Genomic DNA, 15,873 nt, shown 5'->3' on the forward strand with positions numbered 1-15,873 from the left:
AAGCAGGGCCGCGCCGGCCCGGCGCTGGCGATCGCCGCGATCGGCTCGTTCTTCGCCGGCTGCGTTGCGACCGTGCTCATCGCCGTGCTTGGAGCGCCGCTCACAAAACTCGCGCTGGCGTTCGGCCCGGCGGAGTATTTCTCGCTGATGGTGCTTGGCCTGATCTTCGCCGTCGTGCTCGCCAAGGGCTCGGTGCTGAAGGCGATCGCGATGATCGTGTTCGGGCTCTTGCTGTCGATGGTCGGCTCCGACATCGAGACCGGCGCCTCCCGCATGGCCTTCAACATTCCGGAGCTTGCCGACGGGCTCGGCTTTGCGACGGTCGCGATGGGCGTGTTCGGCTTTGCCGAGATCATCCGCAATCTCGACCATGGCGCCGAGATGAACCGCGATCTGGTGCAGCAGAAGATCACCGGCCTGATGCCGACCAGAAAGGACCTGATCGACTCGACGCCCGCGATCCTGCGCGGCACCGTGCTCGGCTCGATCCTCGGTATTTTGCCCGGCGGCGGTGCGGTGATTGCGTCGTTTGCCGCCTATACGCTCGAGAAGAAGCTCGCGAGGAACCCGTCGCGGTTCGGCCGCGGCGCGATCGAGGGCGTGGCGGCGCCGGAAAGCGCCAACAACGCGGCGGCCCAGACTTCCTTCATCCCGCTGCTCACGCTCGGCATCCCGCCGAATGCGGTGATGGCGCTGATGGTGGGGGCGATGACCATTCACGGCATCGTGCCAGGCCCGCAGGTGATGCAGAAACAGCCGGACCTCGTCTGGGGCATGATCGCCTCGATGTGGATCGGCAATCTGATGCTGATCATCATCAACCTGCCGCTGGTCGGCATCTGGGTGCGCCTGTTGCGCGTGCCTTACCGGCTGATGTTCCCCTCCATCGTGATCTTCTGCGCGATCGGCATCTACTCGGTGAACAACGCACCGGTCGATGTCATCCTCGCAGGTGTCTTTGGCCTGGTGGGCTACTGGCTGATCAAGCATGATTTCGAGCCGGCACCGCTGCTGCTCGGCATGGTGCTCGGACCGCTGATGGAAGAGAACCTTCGCCGCGCATTGCTGATCTCCCGTGGTGACTGGAGCGTGTTCCTGACGCGTCCGCTCTCGGCCGTGCTGCTCGCGATCGCCGCCTTCCTGCTGGTGCTGACGCTGCTGCCCATGCTCCGGGCCAAGCGCGACGAGGTGTTCACCGAATCCGAGAATTGATGGAGGTGCACTCGCGTCGGCGTCCCCGGCAGGGGGCGCGAAAACGGGGCGAGGGCTCTCGATCAGGCCTTTTGTGAGAAGGATCAAGCCGATAGATAAGGGGGCGGAACGTGAGTTCCGCCCTTGTCGTTTCGACCGGGAACACTCATTTTTCCGGGTATAATCTCTGCGGACGGCGAATCGCCGCTGTCGCAGCGCCGGAGCGGCCGATAAGTTCGCCGCTTCCCCAAAGGCCAAATCGCACATGCACCAGTATCAGGACCTGCTCGAGCGGATTCTTTCAGACGGCGCCGAGAAGACGGATCGGACCGGGACCGGCACGCTGTCGGTGTTCGGCCATCAGATGCGCTTCAATCTGTCCGCCGGCTTCCCGATGCTGACGACCAAGCGGCTGCCGCTGAAGGCGATCGTGCATGAGCTGCTGTGGTTCCTGAAGGGCGACACCAACATCAGATATCTCAGGGACAACGGCGTCACCATCTGGGACGAATGGGCGGACGCCAATGGCGATCTCGGCCCGGTCTACGGGCATCAATGGCGCTCCTGGCCCGCGCCTGATGGACGAAGCATCGACCAGATCGCCAACGTCGTCGACATGATCAAGCGCAATCCGGACTCGCGCCGCCTGATCGTCTCGGCCTGGAATCCGGCCGAGGTCGACAAGATGGCGCTGCCGCCGTGCCACTGCCTGTTCCAGTTCTATGTCGCCAATGGAAAACTGTCGTGCCAGCTCTATCAGCGTTCGGCCGACGTGTTTCTCGGCGTGCCCTTCAACATCGCCTCCTATGCGCTGCTCACCATGATGGTGGCGCAGGTCACGGGGCTGAAGCCCGGCGATTTCGTGCACTCGTTCGGCGACACGCATCTCTATTCGAACCATCTGGAGCAGGCGCGGCTCCAGCTCACGCGCGCGCCCCGTGCGCTGCCGGTCATGAGGATCAATCCTGACGTGAAGGACATCTTCTCCTTCCGCTACGAGGATTTCGAGCTCGTCGGCTATGACCCGCATCCGCATATCAAGGCGGAAGTCGCGGTCTAGCGCCGATGGCGCCCAACATCCGCCGCGCGCGTCCCGGCGAAGCCGGGCTCGTCCTGGATTTCGTCCGCGAGCTTGCCGAGTACGAAAAGCTCTCGCATGAAGTCGAGGCGACCGAGGCTGACATTGCGGACGCCTTGTTCGGTCACGATCCAAGGCTGTTTTGTGCGATTGCGGAGTGGAACGGCGAACCTGTCGGCTTTGCAGTGTGGTTTCTGAATTTCTCGACCTTCAGCGGCCGCCACGGCATCTATCTCGAAGATTTGTATGTGCGGCCGTCGCATCGGGGCAAAGGTCTCGGCAAGGCGCTGCTGGTCTATCTGGCGCAGGAATGCGTCGATAGCGGCTGGTCGCGCCTGCAATGGACGGTGCTCGACTGGAACGCGCCGTCGATTGCGTTCTACAGATCGCTCGGCGCCGTCATGCTCGACGACTGGACGTTGTGCCGCATCTCCGGCCCTGCGCTGACGCGCCTTGCGGGGAGCGCGTCCTGATGGAGATCGTGTTCGTCGTTGCGATCGCGGAGAACGGAATCATCGGTGCCGGCAATGCGATCCCGTGGCGTTTGAAATCCGACATGGCGCGCTTCAAGGCGCTCACCATCGGCAAGCCCGTGATCATGGGCCGCAAGACCTTCGAATCCTTGCCGCGGCGGCCGCTGCCGAACCGCACCAACATCGTCATCACGCGCGATGCGGCCTATCGCGCCGCCGGCGCCATCGTCACGACCTCGGCGGGGGACGCTGGCGCGGTTGCCCTTGGCGATGCCCTGCGGCGTTCGGCCGCTGAAATCGCCGTGATCGGCGGTGCCGAAATCTATCGGCAATGGCTCGACCGCGCCGACCGCCTCGAGATCACCGAAGTGCATGCGCGGCCCGATGGCGACACGCATTTCGACATCGACAAGGCGCAGTGGGAGGAGACCGAGCGCGTCCGCCATCCCGCCGGCCCGGACGACAGCGCCGACTTCTCCTATGTGACATATCGTCGGCGGCCCTCCCATTAACCGCATTCGCCAATGTTTACATTGACTTTTCCGCCCCCGAGCATAGCTCGTGAGACGGTCAGGCTTGCGTTGTAAGGGCCCTTTCGGTCCCCTATAAAGCCGGACCGGACAATGCGGGCCGGCTTTAGTTCTAGTCCCGGTCTGCCGAGGAGAACGTCGAATGCCGTGGAAGAATCAGGGCGGTGGCCCGTGGGGCTCGGGTCCGAAAGGACCATGGGGCACAGGCCCGCAGCCGGTCGGGCCGAGGCCGCCGGATCTGGAAGACCTTCTGCGGCGTGGCCAAGACCGGCTGCAGCAGATCATGCCGGGCGGCTATTTCTCCGGTGTCGGCATCACGCTGATCCTGCTCATCATCGTCGCGCTCTGGCTGTTGTCGGGCTTCTTCCGGGTGCAGTCCGAAGAGCAGGGTGTCGTGCTCCGTTTCGGCAAGCATGTGCGCACCGTCGATCCGGGCCTGAATTATCATCTGCCCTATCCGATCGAGACAGTGCTGCTGCCGAAAGCGCTGCGCGTTTCCACGATTTCCATCGGCATGACGCTGATCGACGATCCGGCCCGGCGCGGCCGCTCGATCCGTGACGTGCCGGAAGAGAGCCTGATGCTGACCGGCGACGAGAACATCGTCGACGTCGACTTCACCGTGCTGTGGCGTATCAAGCCCAACGGGGTCGGCAATTTCCTGTTCAACATCCAGAACCCCGAAGGCACCGTGAAGGCGGTGGCCGAGAGCGCAATGCGGGAGGTGATCGGCCGCTCCAACATCCAGCCGATCCTGACCGGCGCGCGGACGCAGACCGAGACCACGGTGCAGGATCTGATGCAGAAGACGCTCGACGGCTACGGCGCCGGCATCCAGATCACGCAGGTGCAGATGCAGAAGGTCGATCCACCGGCGCAGGTGATCGACGCCTTCCGCGACGTGCAGGCGGCGCGCGCCAATCTGGAGCAGCTGCAAAACGAAGCGCAGACTTATGCCAACAAGATCGTGCCGGAAGCGCGCGGAAACGCGGCGCGGATCCTGCAAGCTGCCGAAGGCTACAAGGAGCAGGCGGTTGCCGAGGCCAAGGGCCAGAGCGCACGCTTCCTGAAAGTGTACGAGGAATACAAGAAGGCGCCCGACGTGACGCGTGAACGGATTTATCTGGAGACGATGGAGCGCGTGCTCGGCGGCTCGGACAAGCTGATTTATGATGGTGGCTCATCGGGCCAGGGCGTGGTGCCTTATCTGCCCCTCAATGAATTGTCTGGCAAGAAGCCTACGACGCTGGGCCAGCAACCGGGCGGAGGCACCCGATGAGGTCTCCGGTTACAGGCATCGTCGCGCTGCTTGCGGCGCTTCTGGTCGTTATCGTCGGCTATATGTCCCTGTTCACGGTGCAGCAGACCGAGCAGACCATCGTGCTGCAATTCGGCAAGCCGGTGGACGTCGTCACCGACCCCGGGCTGCACTTCAAGGCGCCCTGGAACTCCGTGATCAACATCGACAAGCGGATCCTCGACCTCGAGAATCCCTCGCAGGAAGTCATCGCATCCGACCAGAAGCGGCTCGTGGTCGACGCCTTCGCGCGCTACCGCATCAAGGACGCGCTACGCTTCTACCAGAGCGTCGGCTCGATCCAGGCGGCGAATCTCCAGCTGACATCGCTCCTGAACGCGGCGCTCCGTCGCGTGCTCGGCGAAGTCACCTTCATCACCGTGGTACGTGATGAGCGCGAGAAGCTGATGGGCCGCATCCGCGAGCAGCTTGACCATGAGGCCGACGGATACGGCATCGAGGTCGTCGACGTCCGGATCCGCCGCGCCGATCTGCCGGAGCAGAACAGTCAGGCGGTCTATCAGCGCATGCAGACCGAACGTCAGCGTGAAGCGGCGGAGTTCCGCGCGCAGGGCGGCCAGAAGGCGCAGGAAATCCGCTCCAAGGCGGATCGCGAGGCGACCGTGATCGTCGCCGAGGCCAACTCGCAGGCCGAGCAGACCCGCGGCGTCGGCGACGCCGAGCGCAATCGCCTGTTCGCCGAAGCCTATGGCAAGGATCCTGACTTCTTCGCGTTCTACCGGTCGATGACGGCCTATGAGAACGGGCTGAAGAAGGACGACACCCGCTATTTGCTGCGGCCGGACTCGGATTTCTTCCGGTATTTTGGTAACCCCTCCGGCAAGACGTCGACCGAGACGCCGGCGAAACCGTAAGTTAGACAAGGGCGGCAAGTTTGGCCGCCCTTCGTCCAGACAAAAGCAGCACCACGGGAGGTTCCAATCCGATGAGGTCCATTGCGTTCGCCGACTTCCTCATCGGCTTAGGCATCCTGTTTGTGCTGGAAGGCTTGATGTTCGCGGCAAGTCCGAACTGGATGCGCAAGGCCATGAAGAGCGCCATCGCCACGCCGGACAATATCCTGCGGGCGGTGGGGATCGGCTCGGCCGTGGCCGGTTTGATCCTGATCTGGGTCATGCGACGCCCGATCTAGCCGCAGCGCCAACGCCAAAGTGAAGGCGGGCGGCGGGTTTTCGCCGTATTATCCGGATCTTGAGGCCCGTTAAGCTCCGTGCTTGCGCCGTGCCCATGTTCGAGCGCAGTCTTGACGCCGAATCCTTTTCTCTGGAGATCACAATGACCGCTGCCACCATTGTCCCGACCCGCTTGCGATTTGGGTTGGCTGCGCTCGCCATCGGCGCTGTCAGCGCATTCGGCTCGCCAGCCTATGCACGCGGACCGGAGGGCATCGCCGACGTCGCCGAGAAGGTGATCGACGCGGTCGTCAACATCTCGACCTCGCAGACTGTCGAGGCCAAAGGCGGCGGCAGCAACACCATGCCGCAACTGCCGCCCGGCTCGCCCTTCGAGGAATTCTTCGACGACTTCTTCAAGAACCGCAAAGGCCCGGGTGGCGGCAGCAAGGGCGGCGACAATAGCCCGCCGCGCAAGACCAACTCGCTCGGGTCCGGCTTCATCATCGACACCTCAGGTGTCGTCGTCACGAACAATCACGTCATCGCCGATGCCGACGAGATCAATGTCATTCTCAACGACGGCACCAAGATCAAGGCCGAGCTGGTTGGCGTCGACAAGAAGACCGACCTCGCTGTCCTGAAGTTCAAGCCGCCGAAGCCGCTGATTGCAGTGAAGTTCGGCGACTCCGACAAGCTGCGTCTGGGTGACTGGGTGGTCGCAATCGGCAACCCCTTCAGCCTCGGCGGCACGGTGACGGCGGGCATCGTCTCGGCCAAGAACCGCGACATCTCCTCCGGGCCCTATGACAGCTACATCCAGACCGACGCTGCCATCAATCGCGGCAACTCCGGTGGTCCGCTGTTCAACCTCGAAGGCGACGTCATCGGCGTCAACACGCTGATCATCTCGCCTTCCGGAGGCTCGATCGGCATCGGCTTTGCGGTGCCGTCAAAGACGGTTGCGGGCGTGGTCGACCAGCTCCGCCAGTTCGGCGAACTGCGCCGCGGCTGGCTGGGCGTGCGCATCCAGAGCGTCACTGACGAGATCGCCGAGAGCCTCAACATCAAGCCGGCGCGCGGCGCGCTGGTGGCCGGCGTCGACGACAAGGGCCCGGCCAAGCCCGCCGGCATCGAGCCTGGTGACGTCGTCGTCAAGTTCGACGGCAAGGAGGTCAAGGACCCGAAGGATCTCTCCCGCGTCGTCGCCGACACCGCGGTCGGCAAGGAAGTCGACGTCATCGTGATCCGCAAGGGTGAGGAGCAGACCAAGAAGGTGACGCTCGGCCGCCTGCAGGATCCCGACAAGGTGCAGGCCGCGGTGAAGACCGACGAGCCGCCGCCGGAGAAGCTGGTGACGCAGAAGGCGCTCGGCCTCGATCTCGCCGTGCTGAACAAGGATCTGCGCGCGCGCTACAAGATCAAGGACAGCGTCAAGGGTGTGGTCGTCACCAATGTCGACGCCACTTCGGATGCCGCCGAGAAGCGGCTCTCCGCGGGAGACGTCATCGTCGAAGTCGCACAGGAAGCGGTCTCGAGCGGCGAGGACATCCAGAAGCGGATCGACCAGCTCAAGAAGGACGGCAAGAAGTCCGTGCTGCTGCTGGTGTCCAACGGCGACGGCGAATTGCGCTTCGTGGCGCTCAGCGTGCAGTAGTCGGAAACAATCTGGTAGGGTGGGCAAAGCGAAGCGTGCCCACCTCTATCATATCGGCAAGAGTGGTGGGCACGGCGCAAGTGCGCCTTTGCCCACCCTACGGCAGCGGAGTGTGAGGCAGAGCCTACGCCTCCACGAACTCGTCTCGCCGATAACCCTGCGCGTACAGCAGTGCAGTGAGATCCCCGTGGTCGATCCGTGCCGCGGCGGCAGCCGCCACCGCCGGCTTGGCGTGATACGCCACGCCCAGCCCCGCCGCCTGAATCATCGCCAGATCATTCGCGCCGTCGCCGACGACGACAGAGTCGATGTCGTCGAGATCGAACGATTCCATCAGATCCACCAGCGTCGCCAGCTTCGCCGCGCGGCCCAGAATCGGCTCCTTCACCTCGCCGGTGAACTTGCCCTCGCGCACGACGAGCTCGTTGGCGCGGTTCTCCTGGAAGCCGATCTTGGCGGCGACCGCGCTGGTAAACAGCGTGAAGCCGCCGGAGACGAGGCAGGTATAGGCGCCATGCGCGCGCATGGTCGCGACCAATTCGCGGCCGCCGGGGGTCAGCGTGATGCGCTCGGCCAGCACCTCATCGACCACGCTGGCGGGGAGGTCCTTCAGCAGCGCGACGCGCTCGCGCAGCGCCGGCTCGAACTCGATTTCGCCGCGCATCGCGCGCTCGGTGATGGCAGCGACATGCGCCTTCATCCCGACCAGATCGGCGAGCTCGTCGATGCATTCCTGGCCAATCATGGTGGAATCCATGTCGGCGAGAAAAAGCTTCTTGCGCCTGAAGCCAACAGGCTGCACCACGATGTCGATGGGCAGGTCGCCGCGGAGCTCGCGCAGCCGCTCTTCGATGGCGTGACGGTCGCCTTCGAGGTTAATGTCGGCGCCGAAGGGAATGTCGACCGCAACCCCGTCGAACAGCCAGTGCGCGGGCGCTGCGCTGGGCAGCACGGCGCGGGCGCCATCGACGATGGTAGAGTCGAGCGCGGGATTGTTAGGGTTGCAGATCAGCGTGGCGACGAGGGACATTTGAGGTTTTCGTGAACGAGGGGCAAGTCGGCAGAAAGCATGTTGGCAAGGCCGTGCTTATCGCAGGCCCGACCGCCAGCGGCAAGTCGGCGCTGGCGCTCGAGCTTGCCCGCCGTGCAGGCGGAGTCGTGATTAATGCCGATTCCATGCAGGTCTATCGTGACCTCCGTATCATCACGGCACGTCCCACGCTCGACGAAGAAGCGCAGGTGCTGCATCGCCTCTACGGCCATGTCGATGCGGCCGTGAATTTTTCGGCCGGCGCCTGGGTGAGCGATGCCGCGAAGGTGCTCGACGAAGTGCGGGCCGAGGGCCGCCTGCCGATCTTCGTCGGCGGCACAGGCCTGTATTTCAAGGCGCTGACGGCGGGCCTTTCGGTGGTGCCGCCGATCCCCGCCGAGGTGCGCGAGGATGTGCGCGCGCGGCTGGAGCGGAACGGCGTCGAGGCGCTGCATGCGGAACTGGCTCGCCGCGATCCGCGCGCGGCGGAACGACTGAATCTCCGCGATCGCACGCGCATCGCGCGCGCCCTCGAAGTGGTCGAGGCGACCGGGCGTTCACTGCTCGACTGGCACCATGAGGCCCAGCCATCGCTGCTGCCCAAGGACAGCTTTCGGGCAGTGTTTCTCGCCCCAGAGCGTGACGAGCTCTATGCCCGCATCGACGCCCGTTTCGACGCCATGCTGAGGGCCGGCGCGTTGAACGAGGTCGAGCAGCTTGCCGCCCGCGGCCTCGATCCGCTGCTGCCGGCCATGAAGGCCCATGGCGTGCCGGCGCTGATCCGGCATCTGCGCGGTGAACTCAGCCTCGAGGAGGCCGCGACGATCGGCCGGGCCGATACCCGCCACTATGCCAAGCGCCAATTCACCTGGTTCAGGCACCAATTGCCCGAATTCGAGTGGGTCCGGCCGGCGGAGGCGAGGGGCTGGCTGACAGCCGCCGCCGATGGGGCTGGGAAGCCCGGTTGACGTGCTTTTGTGCGCGGCTTCCCGAATTTACCTCTCGCCGAACCCCGGGAACGCGGTTACACTGCCAAAATCGCGCGGAAGTGACCGCTTTGCCTTGACATCGAGGCTTTGGTCGGTATGTTTCGCGCAACCTTTGGGAAGCCGAGCGTCTACCATGCGCAACATTATTACCAAACTCCTTATCGCCGTCGTACCCAGGCACACCGCCGGGGGTGGCTAGCTGCCATCCACATGACAGGCGGTGTGCATGGGCCCTCTTCGGGGCCTTTTTTATTTCCCGAACCAGACACGAACGAAGCCGCTGGCAACAGCGCATCCGGAGCAAGCCAATGAGCGACAAGAGCCACGATCCGAACCAGATGACCGGCGCAGCGATGATCGTCCGCGCCCTGATCGATCACGGCGTGACCGACATTTTCGGCTATCCCGGCGGCGCGGTGCTTCCGATCTATGACGAGATCTTCCAGCAGAGCCAGGTCCAGCACATCCTGGTCCGCCACGAGCAGGGCGCCGGTCACGCCGCCGAGGGCTACGCGCGCTCGACCGGCAAGCCCGGCGTTGCGCTGGTGACCTCAGGTCCCGGCGCCACCAACATGGTGACGCCGCTGACCGACGCGCTGATGGATTCGATCCCGCTGGTCTGCATCTCCGGTCAGGTGCCGACGCATCTGATCGGCAACGATGCGTTCCAGGAATGCGACACCGTCGGCATCACGCGGCCCTGCACCAAGCACAATTGGCTGGTGCGCGACGTCAACGATCTCGCCAAGGTCCTGCACGAAGCCTTCTACGTTGCGACCACGGGCCGTCCGGGCCCGGTGCTGGTCGACGTTCCCAAAGATGTGCAGTTCGCGACCGGCACCTATCATCCGCCGCGGAAATCCGACGTGCATCGCTCCTACGCGCCACGCGTGAAGGGTGATGCGACGCAGATCCGCAAGGCCGTGGCATTGCTCGCGGGCGCCAAGCGCCCCGTGATCTACAGCGGCGGTGGCGTGATCAACTCCGGGCCCGAGGCGACGAAGCTGCTGCGCGAGCTGGTCGAGGTCACGGGCTTCCCGATCACCTCGACGCTGATGGGCCTCGGCGCCTACCCGGCGTCGGGCAAGAACTGGCTGGGCATGCTCGGCATGCACGGCACCTACGAGGCCAACATGACCATGCATGATTGCGACGTCATGCTGTGCGTCGGCGCGCGCTTCGACGACCGCATCACCGGCCGTGTCGATGCGTTCTCGCCGAACTCGAAGAAGATCCACATCGACATCGATCCGTCCTCGATCAACAAGAACATCCGCGTCGACGTGCCGATTATCGGCGATTGCGGCAACGTTCTCGGCGACATCCTGCAAGTGTTCAAGGCGGAGGCGAAGAAGCCCGACATCAAGAGCTGGTGGCAGCAGATCGCGCAATGGCGTGCCCGCAACTCGCTCTATTACAAGAAGAGCAATGACCTCATCCTGCCCCAGCATGCGATCCAGAGCCTGTTCGAGGCCACGCGCGGCAAGGACACCTACATCACGACCGAGGTTGGTCAGCACCAGATGTGGGCGGCGCAGTTCTACGGCTTCGAGGAGCCGCATCGCTGGATGACCTCTGGCGGTCTCGGCACGATGGGCTACGGCCTGCCGGCCGCGATCGGCGTGCAGGTCGCCCACCCTGATAGTCTCGTCATCGACATCGCGGGCGATGCCTCGGTGCAGATGACGATGCAGGAGATGTCGACCGCGGTTCAGTACGAGCTGCCGATCAAGATCTTCATCCTGAACAACCAGTACATGGGCATGGTGCGGCAGTGGCAGCAGTTGCTCCACGGCAACCGGCTGTCGCATTCCTATTCGGAGGCGCTACCTGACTTCGTCAAGCTCGCGGAAGCCTATGGTGGCGTCGGTCTCCAGGTTACCAAGCCCTCCGATCTCGAAGGAGCCATCAAGGAGATGATCTCGGTCAAGCGCCCCGTGCTGTTCGACTGTCGTGTCGCCGCGCTGGAAAACTGCTTCCCGATGATCCCCTCCGGCAAGGCGCACAACGAGATGCTGTTGCCCGAGCAGGCGAACGACGAGGCCACCGCCAAGGCGTTCGCCGGCGGCAAGGCGCTGGTGTGAGTGTGATGGTCACAAACTCCGCTGTCATCGCCCGGCTTGGCCGGGCGATCCAGTACGCCGCGGCCCCTCGATCAATCTCTGGGGCCTTTGGAATACCGGATTCCCGCTTTCGCGGGGATGACAGGTGCGATGGACGGCTGATTGAAGGGCAACAATGTTCGACCTGACGGAGCTTGAGCGCGCACATGCGATCGTGGGGCAGGCGGTGCCGGCGACGCCGGCGCATGCCTGGCCGCTGCTTGGCCAGCGGCTTGGCACGCAGGTCGTGGTCAAGCACGAGAACCACACGCCGATCGGCGCCTTCAAGGTGCGCGGCGGCCTGGTCTATCTCGAACGGCTGAAGCGCGAGCGGCCGAATGTTCCCGGCATCATCTCGGCGACCCGTGGCAATCACGGTCAGAGCCTGGCGTTCGCTGCCAGCCGCCACGGCGTGCCGGCTGTGATCTACGTGCCGCGCGGCAATTCGGTCGAAAAGAACCGTGCCATGAAGGCCTTTGGCGCCGAGCTCGTCGAGCATGGCGAGGATTTTCAGGCCGCCCGCGAGGAAGCCGAGCGCCGCGCGCAGTTCGCCGGCCTTCACATGGTGCCGTCGTTCCATCCGGACCTGGTGCTGGGTGTCGCGACCTACGCGCTGGAGCTGTTCCGCTCTGCGCCTGATCTCGACATTCTCTACGTGCCGATCGGGCAGGGCTCCGGCATCTGCGGCTGTATCATGGCGCGCGATCTGCTCGGCCTGAAGACCGAGATCGTCGGCGTGCAGTCGACGGAAGCACCGTCCTACGCGTTGTCGTTTGCCGCCGGCAAGATCGTGACGACAGAAACAGCGAACACGCAGGCCGACGGCATGGCGACGCGGATTCCGGACGCGGACGCGCTCGCGCTGATCCGCAAGGGTGCCTCGCGCATTGTGCAGGTCACCGATGACGAGGTCGCTGCCGCGATCCGCGCCTACTGGACGGACACGCACAATCTCGCCGAAGGCGCTGGCGCGGCCGCACTCGCCGCGGCGCTGCAAGAAAAGAGCAAGCTGAAGGGCAAGCGCGTCGGTCTCGTGCTGTCCGGCGGCAACATCGATTTCGATCTGTTCAAGCAATGGGTGGTCGCATGACGATGCGAGCGCTCGCCAAGTACACCACTGTCATCGTCCGGCTCGACCGGACGATCCAGTACGCCGCGGCAGACGTGAGACTCACGACGTCGGTGATGACTGGATGCCCCGCCTCCGCGGGGCATGACGGGAAAGAATAGAGGGGACGACAATGAACCAGCCCGCATCCGCCTACTTCATCGAAGAGCGCCACGATCCCAACGAGACGCACACGCTCGCGGTGCTCGTCCAGAACGAGCCGGGCGTGCTCGCGCGCGTCATCGGCCTGTTCTCGGGGCGCGGCTACAACATCGAGAGCCTGACGGTCTCGGAGACCGAGGCCCAGAAGCACCTCTCGCGCATCACCATCGTCACCACGGGCACGCCGATGGTGATCGCGCAGATCAAGCATCAGCTCGACCGCATGATCCCGGTCTACCAGGTCGTCGATATGACCGAGACACGCCGCTCGATCGAGCGCGAGCTGGCGATGGTGAAGGTGCGCGGGCAGGGCGAGCATCGCGTCGAGGCACTGCGGCTGGCCGATGCGTTCCGCGCCCGCGTGATCGACGCCACCACCGAGAGCTTTGTGTTCGAGATCACAGGCAATACGGAGAAGATCAATCAGTTTATCGACCTGATGCGCCCGATCGGTCTCGTCGAGGTGTCGCGCACCGGTGTTGCCGCGATCGGCCGCGGGCCTGAAGGGATGTGAGCCATGCTGGCGCGCGACTGGTATTACAACGAGCGGAACCGGATGGGCATCGAGCCCGCAGTGGCGTCGATCTACGACGCCCACGATGATGCCGATCTGCGGGCGCGCGCCGCACTGAAGATGCTGGGCGTCCAGCGCGGCTGGCGCATCGCCGACATCGGCTGCGGCAACGGCGTTCTCGCCACCGAAGCCGCCCTGATGGGCGCCGATGTCGACGCCATCGACATCTCGCCGGCGATGCTGGCGCTCGCCGAGATCTACGCCCGCGACCGCAAGGCGCCCGTGCGCACGCAATCCGCCGGCCTGCTCAGCTTCGCCTATCGCCCGGAATCCTACGATCTGATCGTGAGCGAGTTCACGCTGCATCATCTGCCCGACTTCTGGAAGGTCGTGGCGATGTCGCGGATCTTTCGCGCGCTCAAACCCGGCGCGAGCTTCTTTCTGCGCGATATCGTCTATGCCTCGATGCCCGACGCGGTCGAGCGCGACATCGAGCAGTGGGCGGACTACCAGATCAAGAACCACGACTTCTCGCGCGAAAGCGTGGTGACGCATATGCGCGACGAATATTCCACCTTCGGCTGGGTGATGGAGCGGATGCTGACCGACGTCGGCTTCGCGCTGGTCTCGGCCGACTATCACGCGCCGATGCACGGCACTTATCTCCTACGCAAACCCAAAGCCGGCGAGCAAGGCTAGACAGAAGAACAAGCAGGGCTGCACGAGAGGCAGAACCGAGAACAACAATGAAGCCGGCCGATATCCTCATCGCCCTCATGGTGGCGATCATCTGGGGGCTTGCCTTCGTGGCGAGCCGGATCGCGCTCGACGAGCTTTCGCCGGAGCTGATGACGGCGCTGCGCTTTGCGATCGCCGCGGTGCCGTGCCTGTTCATCCGCAAGCCGAAGGTCGCCTGGTCACTTCTCATCGCGATCAGCTTCACGCTGTTCCTCGGCCAGTTCCTGTCTCAGGCCTATGGCATCGCCCACGGCGTGCCGGTGGGCCTGACCAGCGTCGTGGTGCAGAGCCAGGCGCTGTTCACGATCGGCTTTGCCGCGCTCGCCTTTGGCGAGCGGCCGACGCCGATGCAGACGCTGGGCATCGTCATTGCTGCGATCGGCCTGCTGATGATCTGCGGCACCGTCGGCTATGATTTCAGCGTTGCCGCCTTCGCCGTGCTGATGATCTCGCCGATCAGCTTTGCCGTCGGCAATCTGCTGCTGCGCGGCGCTCGCGGCGTGCCGATGTTCGATCTGTTTGCCTGGCTGTGTCTTGCTGCCGCGGTGCCGCTGTTCGCGCTGGCGCTGATCGCCGACGGGCCGGCATCGACCTTGACGTCGCTGACGCATATCTCGCTGAGATCGGCGCTCTGCATGCTGATGCTCGGCGGCATTTCCACCAGCATCGCCTATTGGCTCTGGGGCCGCCTTTTGCGCGATTATCCGGCGGCGCAGGTGGTGCCATTCGCGCTGCTGGTGCCGTTCGTCGGCTCAGCCGCCTCCAGCATCGTGTTCGGGGAACGGTTCGGCCCACTGCGCCTCGCCGGCATGCTCACCGTGATCGGCGGTATCGCCGTGATGGTGCTGGCGAAGCGTCCGCAAATCCTGCCGAAGACCGCGTGAGGTGAGCATGACCCACTCACTGTTCTATGCCTTTCTCGCCTTCATGGTGGTGATGTATTTCACCCCCGGGCCGAATAACATCATGCTGTTGGCCTCGGGCCTGACCTACGGCTTCCGGCGCACCATTCCTCATATCGCCGGCATCGTGCTTGGCTTCGCCTTCATGGTCGGTGCCGTCGGCCTCGGGCTCGGCGCCGTCTTTCTGGCCTATCCAATCCTCCAGACCATCCTGAAATATGCCGGTGCGGCCTACCTGATCTATCTTGCCGTCATCATCGCCATGTCCGGTCCGGCCAGGCCGGGCGAGGCGGACGGCCGCGGCCCGATGTCGTTCTGGGGCGCGGCCATGTTTCAGTGGATCAATGCCAAGGGCTGGGTGATCGTGATCGGTACCATCACCGCTTATGCGGCGATTGCCCAGTTCCCGGTCAACATCGCGATCCAGACCCTGATCAGCCTGTTGGTCGGCACCGCCTCGACCGTGGTCTGGGCTTTATTCGGCACTGCACTGAGGCCGGTGCTGACCTCGGAGCGGCTGGTCCGCGCCTTCAATATCCTGATGGCGCTCCTGCTGCTCGCCTCCCTCTACCCCGTTTTCATGGATGCATGATGTCGCGGATTTCCATGCAGAAACGGGTTTCCCTAAAGGCTGAAAATGCTCTAGACAGCCCCCGAAATCCGCAAATTCCACCCTTCGGACCCTGACCCATCGGCCGATTTCGGCCCTCAACGAGGAAACGACTATGCGTGTTTATTACGATCGCGACGCCGACCTGAACCTGATCAAGGGGAAGAAGGTCGCCATCGTCGGCTATGGCAGCCAGGGCCACGCCCATGCGCTCAATCTGAAGGACTCCGGCGTCAAGGACGTCGCCATTGCGCTGCGCAAGGACTCGAGCTCGGTCAAGAAGGCCGAAGCCGCCGGCTTCAAGGTGATGGAAGTGGCCGAAGCCGCCAAATGGGCCGACCTCGTCATGATGCTGACCC

At 64.1% G+C, this 15,873-nt stretch carries 17 protein-coding genes; 16 read left to right on the plus strand and 1 reads right to left on the minus strand.

Features of this window, described 5'->3' with window-relative positions; translation table 11 throughout:
• The 8 genes from HYH07_RS35870 to HYH07_RS35905 all read left to right on the plus strand — a co-directional run.
• Nucleotides 1-1,212 (plus strand): tripartite tricarboxylate transporter permease (locus HYH07_RS35870; RefSeq protein ID WP_220006869.1); only part of this gene is annotated, 1,212 nt, incomplete at its 5' end.
• A gap of 244 nt (nt 1,213-1,456) precedes the next feature.
• Complete coding sequence (locus HYH07_RS35875) at nt 1,457-2,251, plus strand: thymidylate synthase (RefSeq protein ID WP_220006870.1); 795 nt, start codon at nt 1,457-1,459, stop codon at nt 2,249-2,251.
• A 5-nt stretch (nt 2,252-2,256) separates the two neighbouring features.
• Entirely contained in the window at nt 2,257-2,742 is a 486-nt protein-coding gene (locus HYH07_RS35880) for a GNAT family N-acetyltransferase (protein ID WP_220006871.1), read from the plus strand.
• On the plus strand, nt 2,742-3,254 hold the full coding sequence (locus HYH07_RS35885; RefSeq protein WP_220006873.1) for a dihydrofolate reductase: 513 nt from the start codon (nt 2,742-2,744) through the stop codon (nt 3,252-3,254). The genes HYH07_RS35880 and HYH07_RS35885 overlap by 1 nt, the downstream gene beginning before the upstream one ends.
• Before the next feature lie 160 nt (nt 3,255-3,414).
• On the plus strand, nt 3,415-4,551 hold the full coding sequence (gene hflK, locus HYH07_RS35890) for an FtsH protease activity modulator HflK (RefSeq protein WP_220006874.1): 1,137 nt from the start codon (nt 3,415-3,417) through the stop codon (nt 4,549-4,551).
• On the plus strand, nt 4,548-5,444 hold the full coding sequence (gene hflC, locus HYH07_RS35895) for a protease modulator HflC (protein WP_057747246.1): 897 nt from the start codon (nt 4,548-4,550) through the stop codon (nt 5,442-5,444). The genes hflK and hflC overlap by 4 nt, the downstream gene beginning before the upstream one ends.
• Before the next feature lie 71 nt (nt 5,445-5,515).
• Nucleotides 5,516-5,722 carry a DUF2065 domain-containing protein gene (locus HYH07_RS35900; RefSeq protein WP_057747247.1) on the plus strand — a complete coding sequence of 69 codons (207 nt, stop codon included), beginning with the start codon at nt 5,516-5,518 and terminating at the stop codon, nt 5,720-5,722.
• 143 nt (nt 5,723-5,865) lie between these two features.
• A complete protein-coding gene (locus HYH07_RS35905) occupies nt 5,866-7,359 on the plus strand; it encodes a Do family serine endopeptidase (protein ID WP_220006875.1) in 1,494 nt (497 codons plus the stop codon).
• 124 nt (nt 7,360-7,483) lie between these two features.
• On the opposite strand, the gene serB is transcribed toward HYH07_RS35905, so the two are convergent.
• Entirely contained in the window at nt 7,484-8,389 is a 906-nt protein-coding gene (serB, locus tag HYH07_RS35910) for a phosphoserine phosphatase SerB (protein ID WP_220006876.1), read from the minus strand.
• 11 nt (nt 8,390-8,400) lie between these two features.
• On the opposite strand from serB, the gene miaA reads away from it, so the two are divergent.
• From miaA to HYH07_RS35950, 8 genes are all read left to right on the plus strand, one after another.
• Nucleotides 8,401-9,357, plus strand: coding sequence for a tRNA (adenosine(37)-N6)-dimethylallyltransferase MiaA (gene miaA / locus HYH07_RS35915; RefSeq protein ID WP_220006877.1), 957 nt, complete (start codon nt 8,401-8,403; stop codon nt 9,355-9,357).
• A gap of 329 nt (nt 9,358-9,686) precedes the next feature.
• Nucleotides 9,687-11,462, plus strand: a complete 1,776-nt coding sequence (locus HYH07_RS35920) for an acetolactate synthase 3 large subunit (RefSeq protein WP_220006878.1) — start codon at nt 9,687-9,689, stop codon at nt 11,460-11,462.
• 154 nt (nt 11,463-11,616) lie between these two features.
• Nucleotides 11,617-12,570 carry a threonine dehydratase gene (locus HYH07_RS35925; protein WP_220006879.1) on the plus strand — a complete coding sequence of 318 codons (954 nt, stop codon included), beginning with the start codon at nt 11,617-11,619 and terminating at the stop codon, nt 12,568-12,570.
• 151 nt (nt 12,571-12,721) lie between these two features.
• Nucleotides 12,722-13,264, plus strand: a complete 543-nt coding sequence (gene ilvN, locus HYH07_RS35930) for an acetolactate synthase small subunit (RefSeq protein ID WP_057747252.1) — start codon at nt 12,722-12,724, stop codon at nt 13,262-13,264.
• Between the two features lie 3 nt (nt 13,265-13,267).
• Nucleotides 13,268-13,963 (plus strand): class I SAM-dependent methyltransferase, encoded by a 696-nt coding sequence (locus HYH07_RS35935; RefSeq protein ID WP_220006880.1) that lies wholly within the window; start codon nt 13,268-13,270, stop codon nt 13,961-13,963.
• Between the two features lie 47 nt (nt 13,964-14,010).
• Nucleotides 14,011-14,886, plus strand: coding sequence for an EamA family transporter (locus HYH07_RS35940; protein ID WP_220006881.1), 876 nt, complete (start codon nt 14,011-14,013; stop codon nt 14,884-14,886).
• 7 nt (nt 14,887-14,893) lie between these two features.
• On the plus strand, nt 14,894-15,496 hold the full coding sequence (locus tag HYH07_RS35945) for a LysE family translocator (RefSeq protein WP_220006882.1): 603 nt from the start codon (nt 14,894-14,896) through the stop codon (nt 15,494-15,496).
• A 133-nt stretch (nt 15,497-15,629) separates the two neighbouring features.
• A partial coding sequence (locus HYH07_RS35950) for an NAD(P)-dependent oxidoreductase (RefSeq protein WP_220006883.1) occupies nt 15,630-15,873 on the plus strand: 244 nt, incomplete at its 3' end.

The sequence above is a fragment of the Bradyrhizobium sp. BR 10261 genome, assembly GCF_019455395.1.
Lineage (GTDB): Bacteria > Pseudomonadota > Alphaproteobacteria > Rhizobiales > Xanthobacteraceae > Bradyrhizobium > Bradyrhizobium manausense.

Bases quoted from the DNA above. Each gene is read 5' to 3' on its own strand.
- HYH07_RS35885 (WP_220006873.1), top strand. From the start codon at position 2,742: ATGGAGATCGTGTTCGTCGTTGCGATCGCGGAGAACGGAATCATCGGT.
- HYH07_RS35940 (WP_220006881.1), top strand. From the start codon at position 14,011: ATGAAGCCGGCCGATATCCTCATCGCCCTCATGGTGGCGATCATCTGG.
- HYH07_RS35875 (WP_220006870.1), top strand. From the start codon at position 1,457: ATGCACCAGTATCAGGACCTGCTCGAGCGGATTCTTTCAGACGGCGCC.
- HYH07_RS35945 (WP_220006882.1), top strand. From the start codon at position 14,894: ATGACCCACTCACTGTTCTATGCCTTTCTCGCCTTCATGGTGGTGATG.
- hflK (WP_220006874.1), top strand. From the start codon at position 3,415: ATGCCGTGGAAGAATCAGGGCGGTGGCCCGTGGGGCTCGGGTCCGAAA.
- HYH07_RS35900 (WP_057747247.1), top strand. From the start codon at position 5,516: ATGAGGTCCATTGCGTTCGCCGACTTCCTCATCGGCTTAGGCATCCTG.
- ilvN (WP_057747252.1), top strand. From the start codon at position 12,722: ATGAACCAGCCCGCATCCGCCTACTTCATCGAAGAGCGCCACGATCCC.
- HYH07_RS35905 (WP_220006875.1), top strand. From the start codon at position 5,866: ATGACCGCTGCCACCATTGTCCCGACCCGCTTGCGATTTGGGTTGGCT.
- HYH07_RS35935 (WP_220006880.1), top strand. From the start codon at position 13,268: ATGCTGGCGCGCGACTGGTATTACAACGAGCGGAACCGGATGGGCATC.
- HYH07_RS35925 (WP_220006879.1), top strand. From the start codon at position 11,617: ATGTTCGACCTGACGGAGCTTGAGCGCGCACATGCGATCGTGGGGCAG.
- HYH07_RS35920 (WP_220006878.1), top strand. From the start codon at position 9,687: ATGAGCGACAAGAGCCACGATCCGAACCAGATGACCGGCGCAGCGATG.
- serB (WP_220006876.1), bottom strand. From the start codon at position 8,389: ATGTCCCTCGTCGCCACGCTGATCTGCAACCCTAACAATCCCGCGCTC.
- hflC (WP_057747246.1), top strand. From the start codon at position 4,548: ATGAGGTCTCCGGTTACAGGCATCGTCGCGCTGCTTGCGGCGCTTCTG.
- HYH07_RS35880 (WP_220006871.1), top strand. From the start codon at position 2,257: ATGGCGCCCAACATCCGCCGCGCGCGTCCCGGCGAAGCCGGGCTCGTC.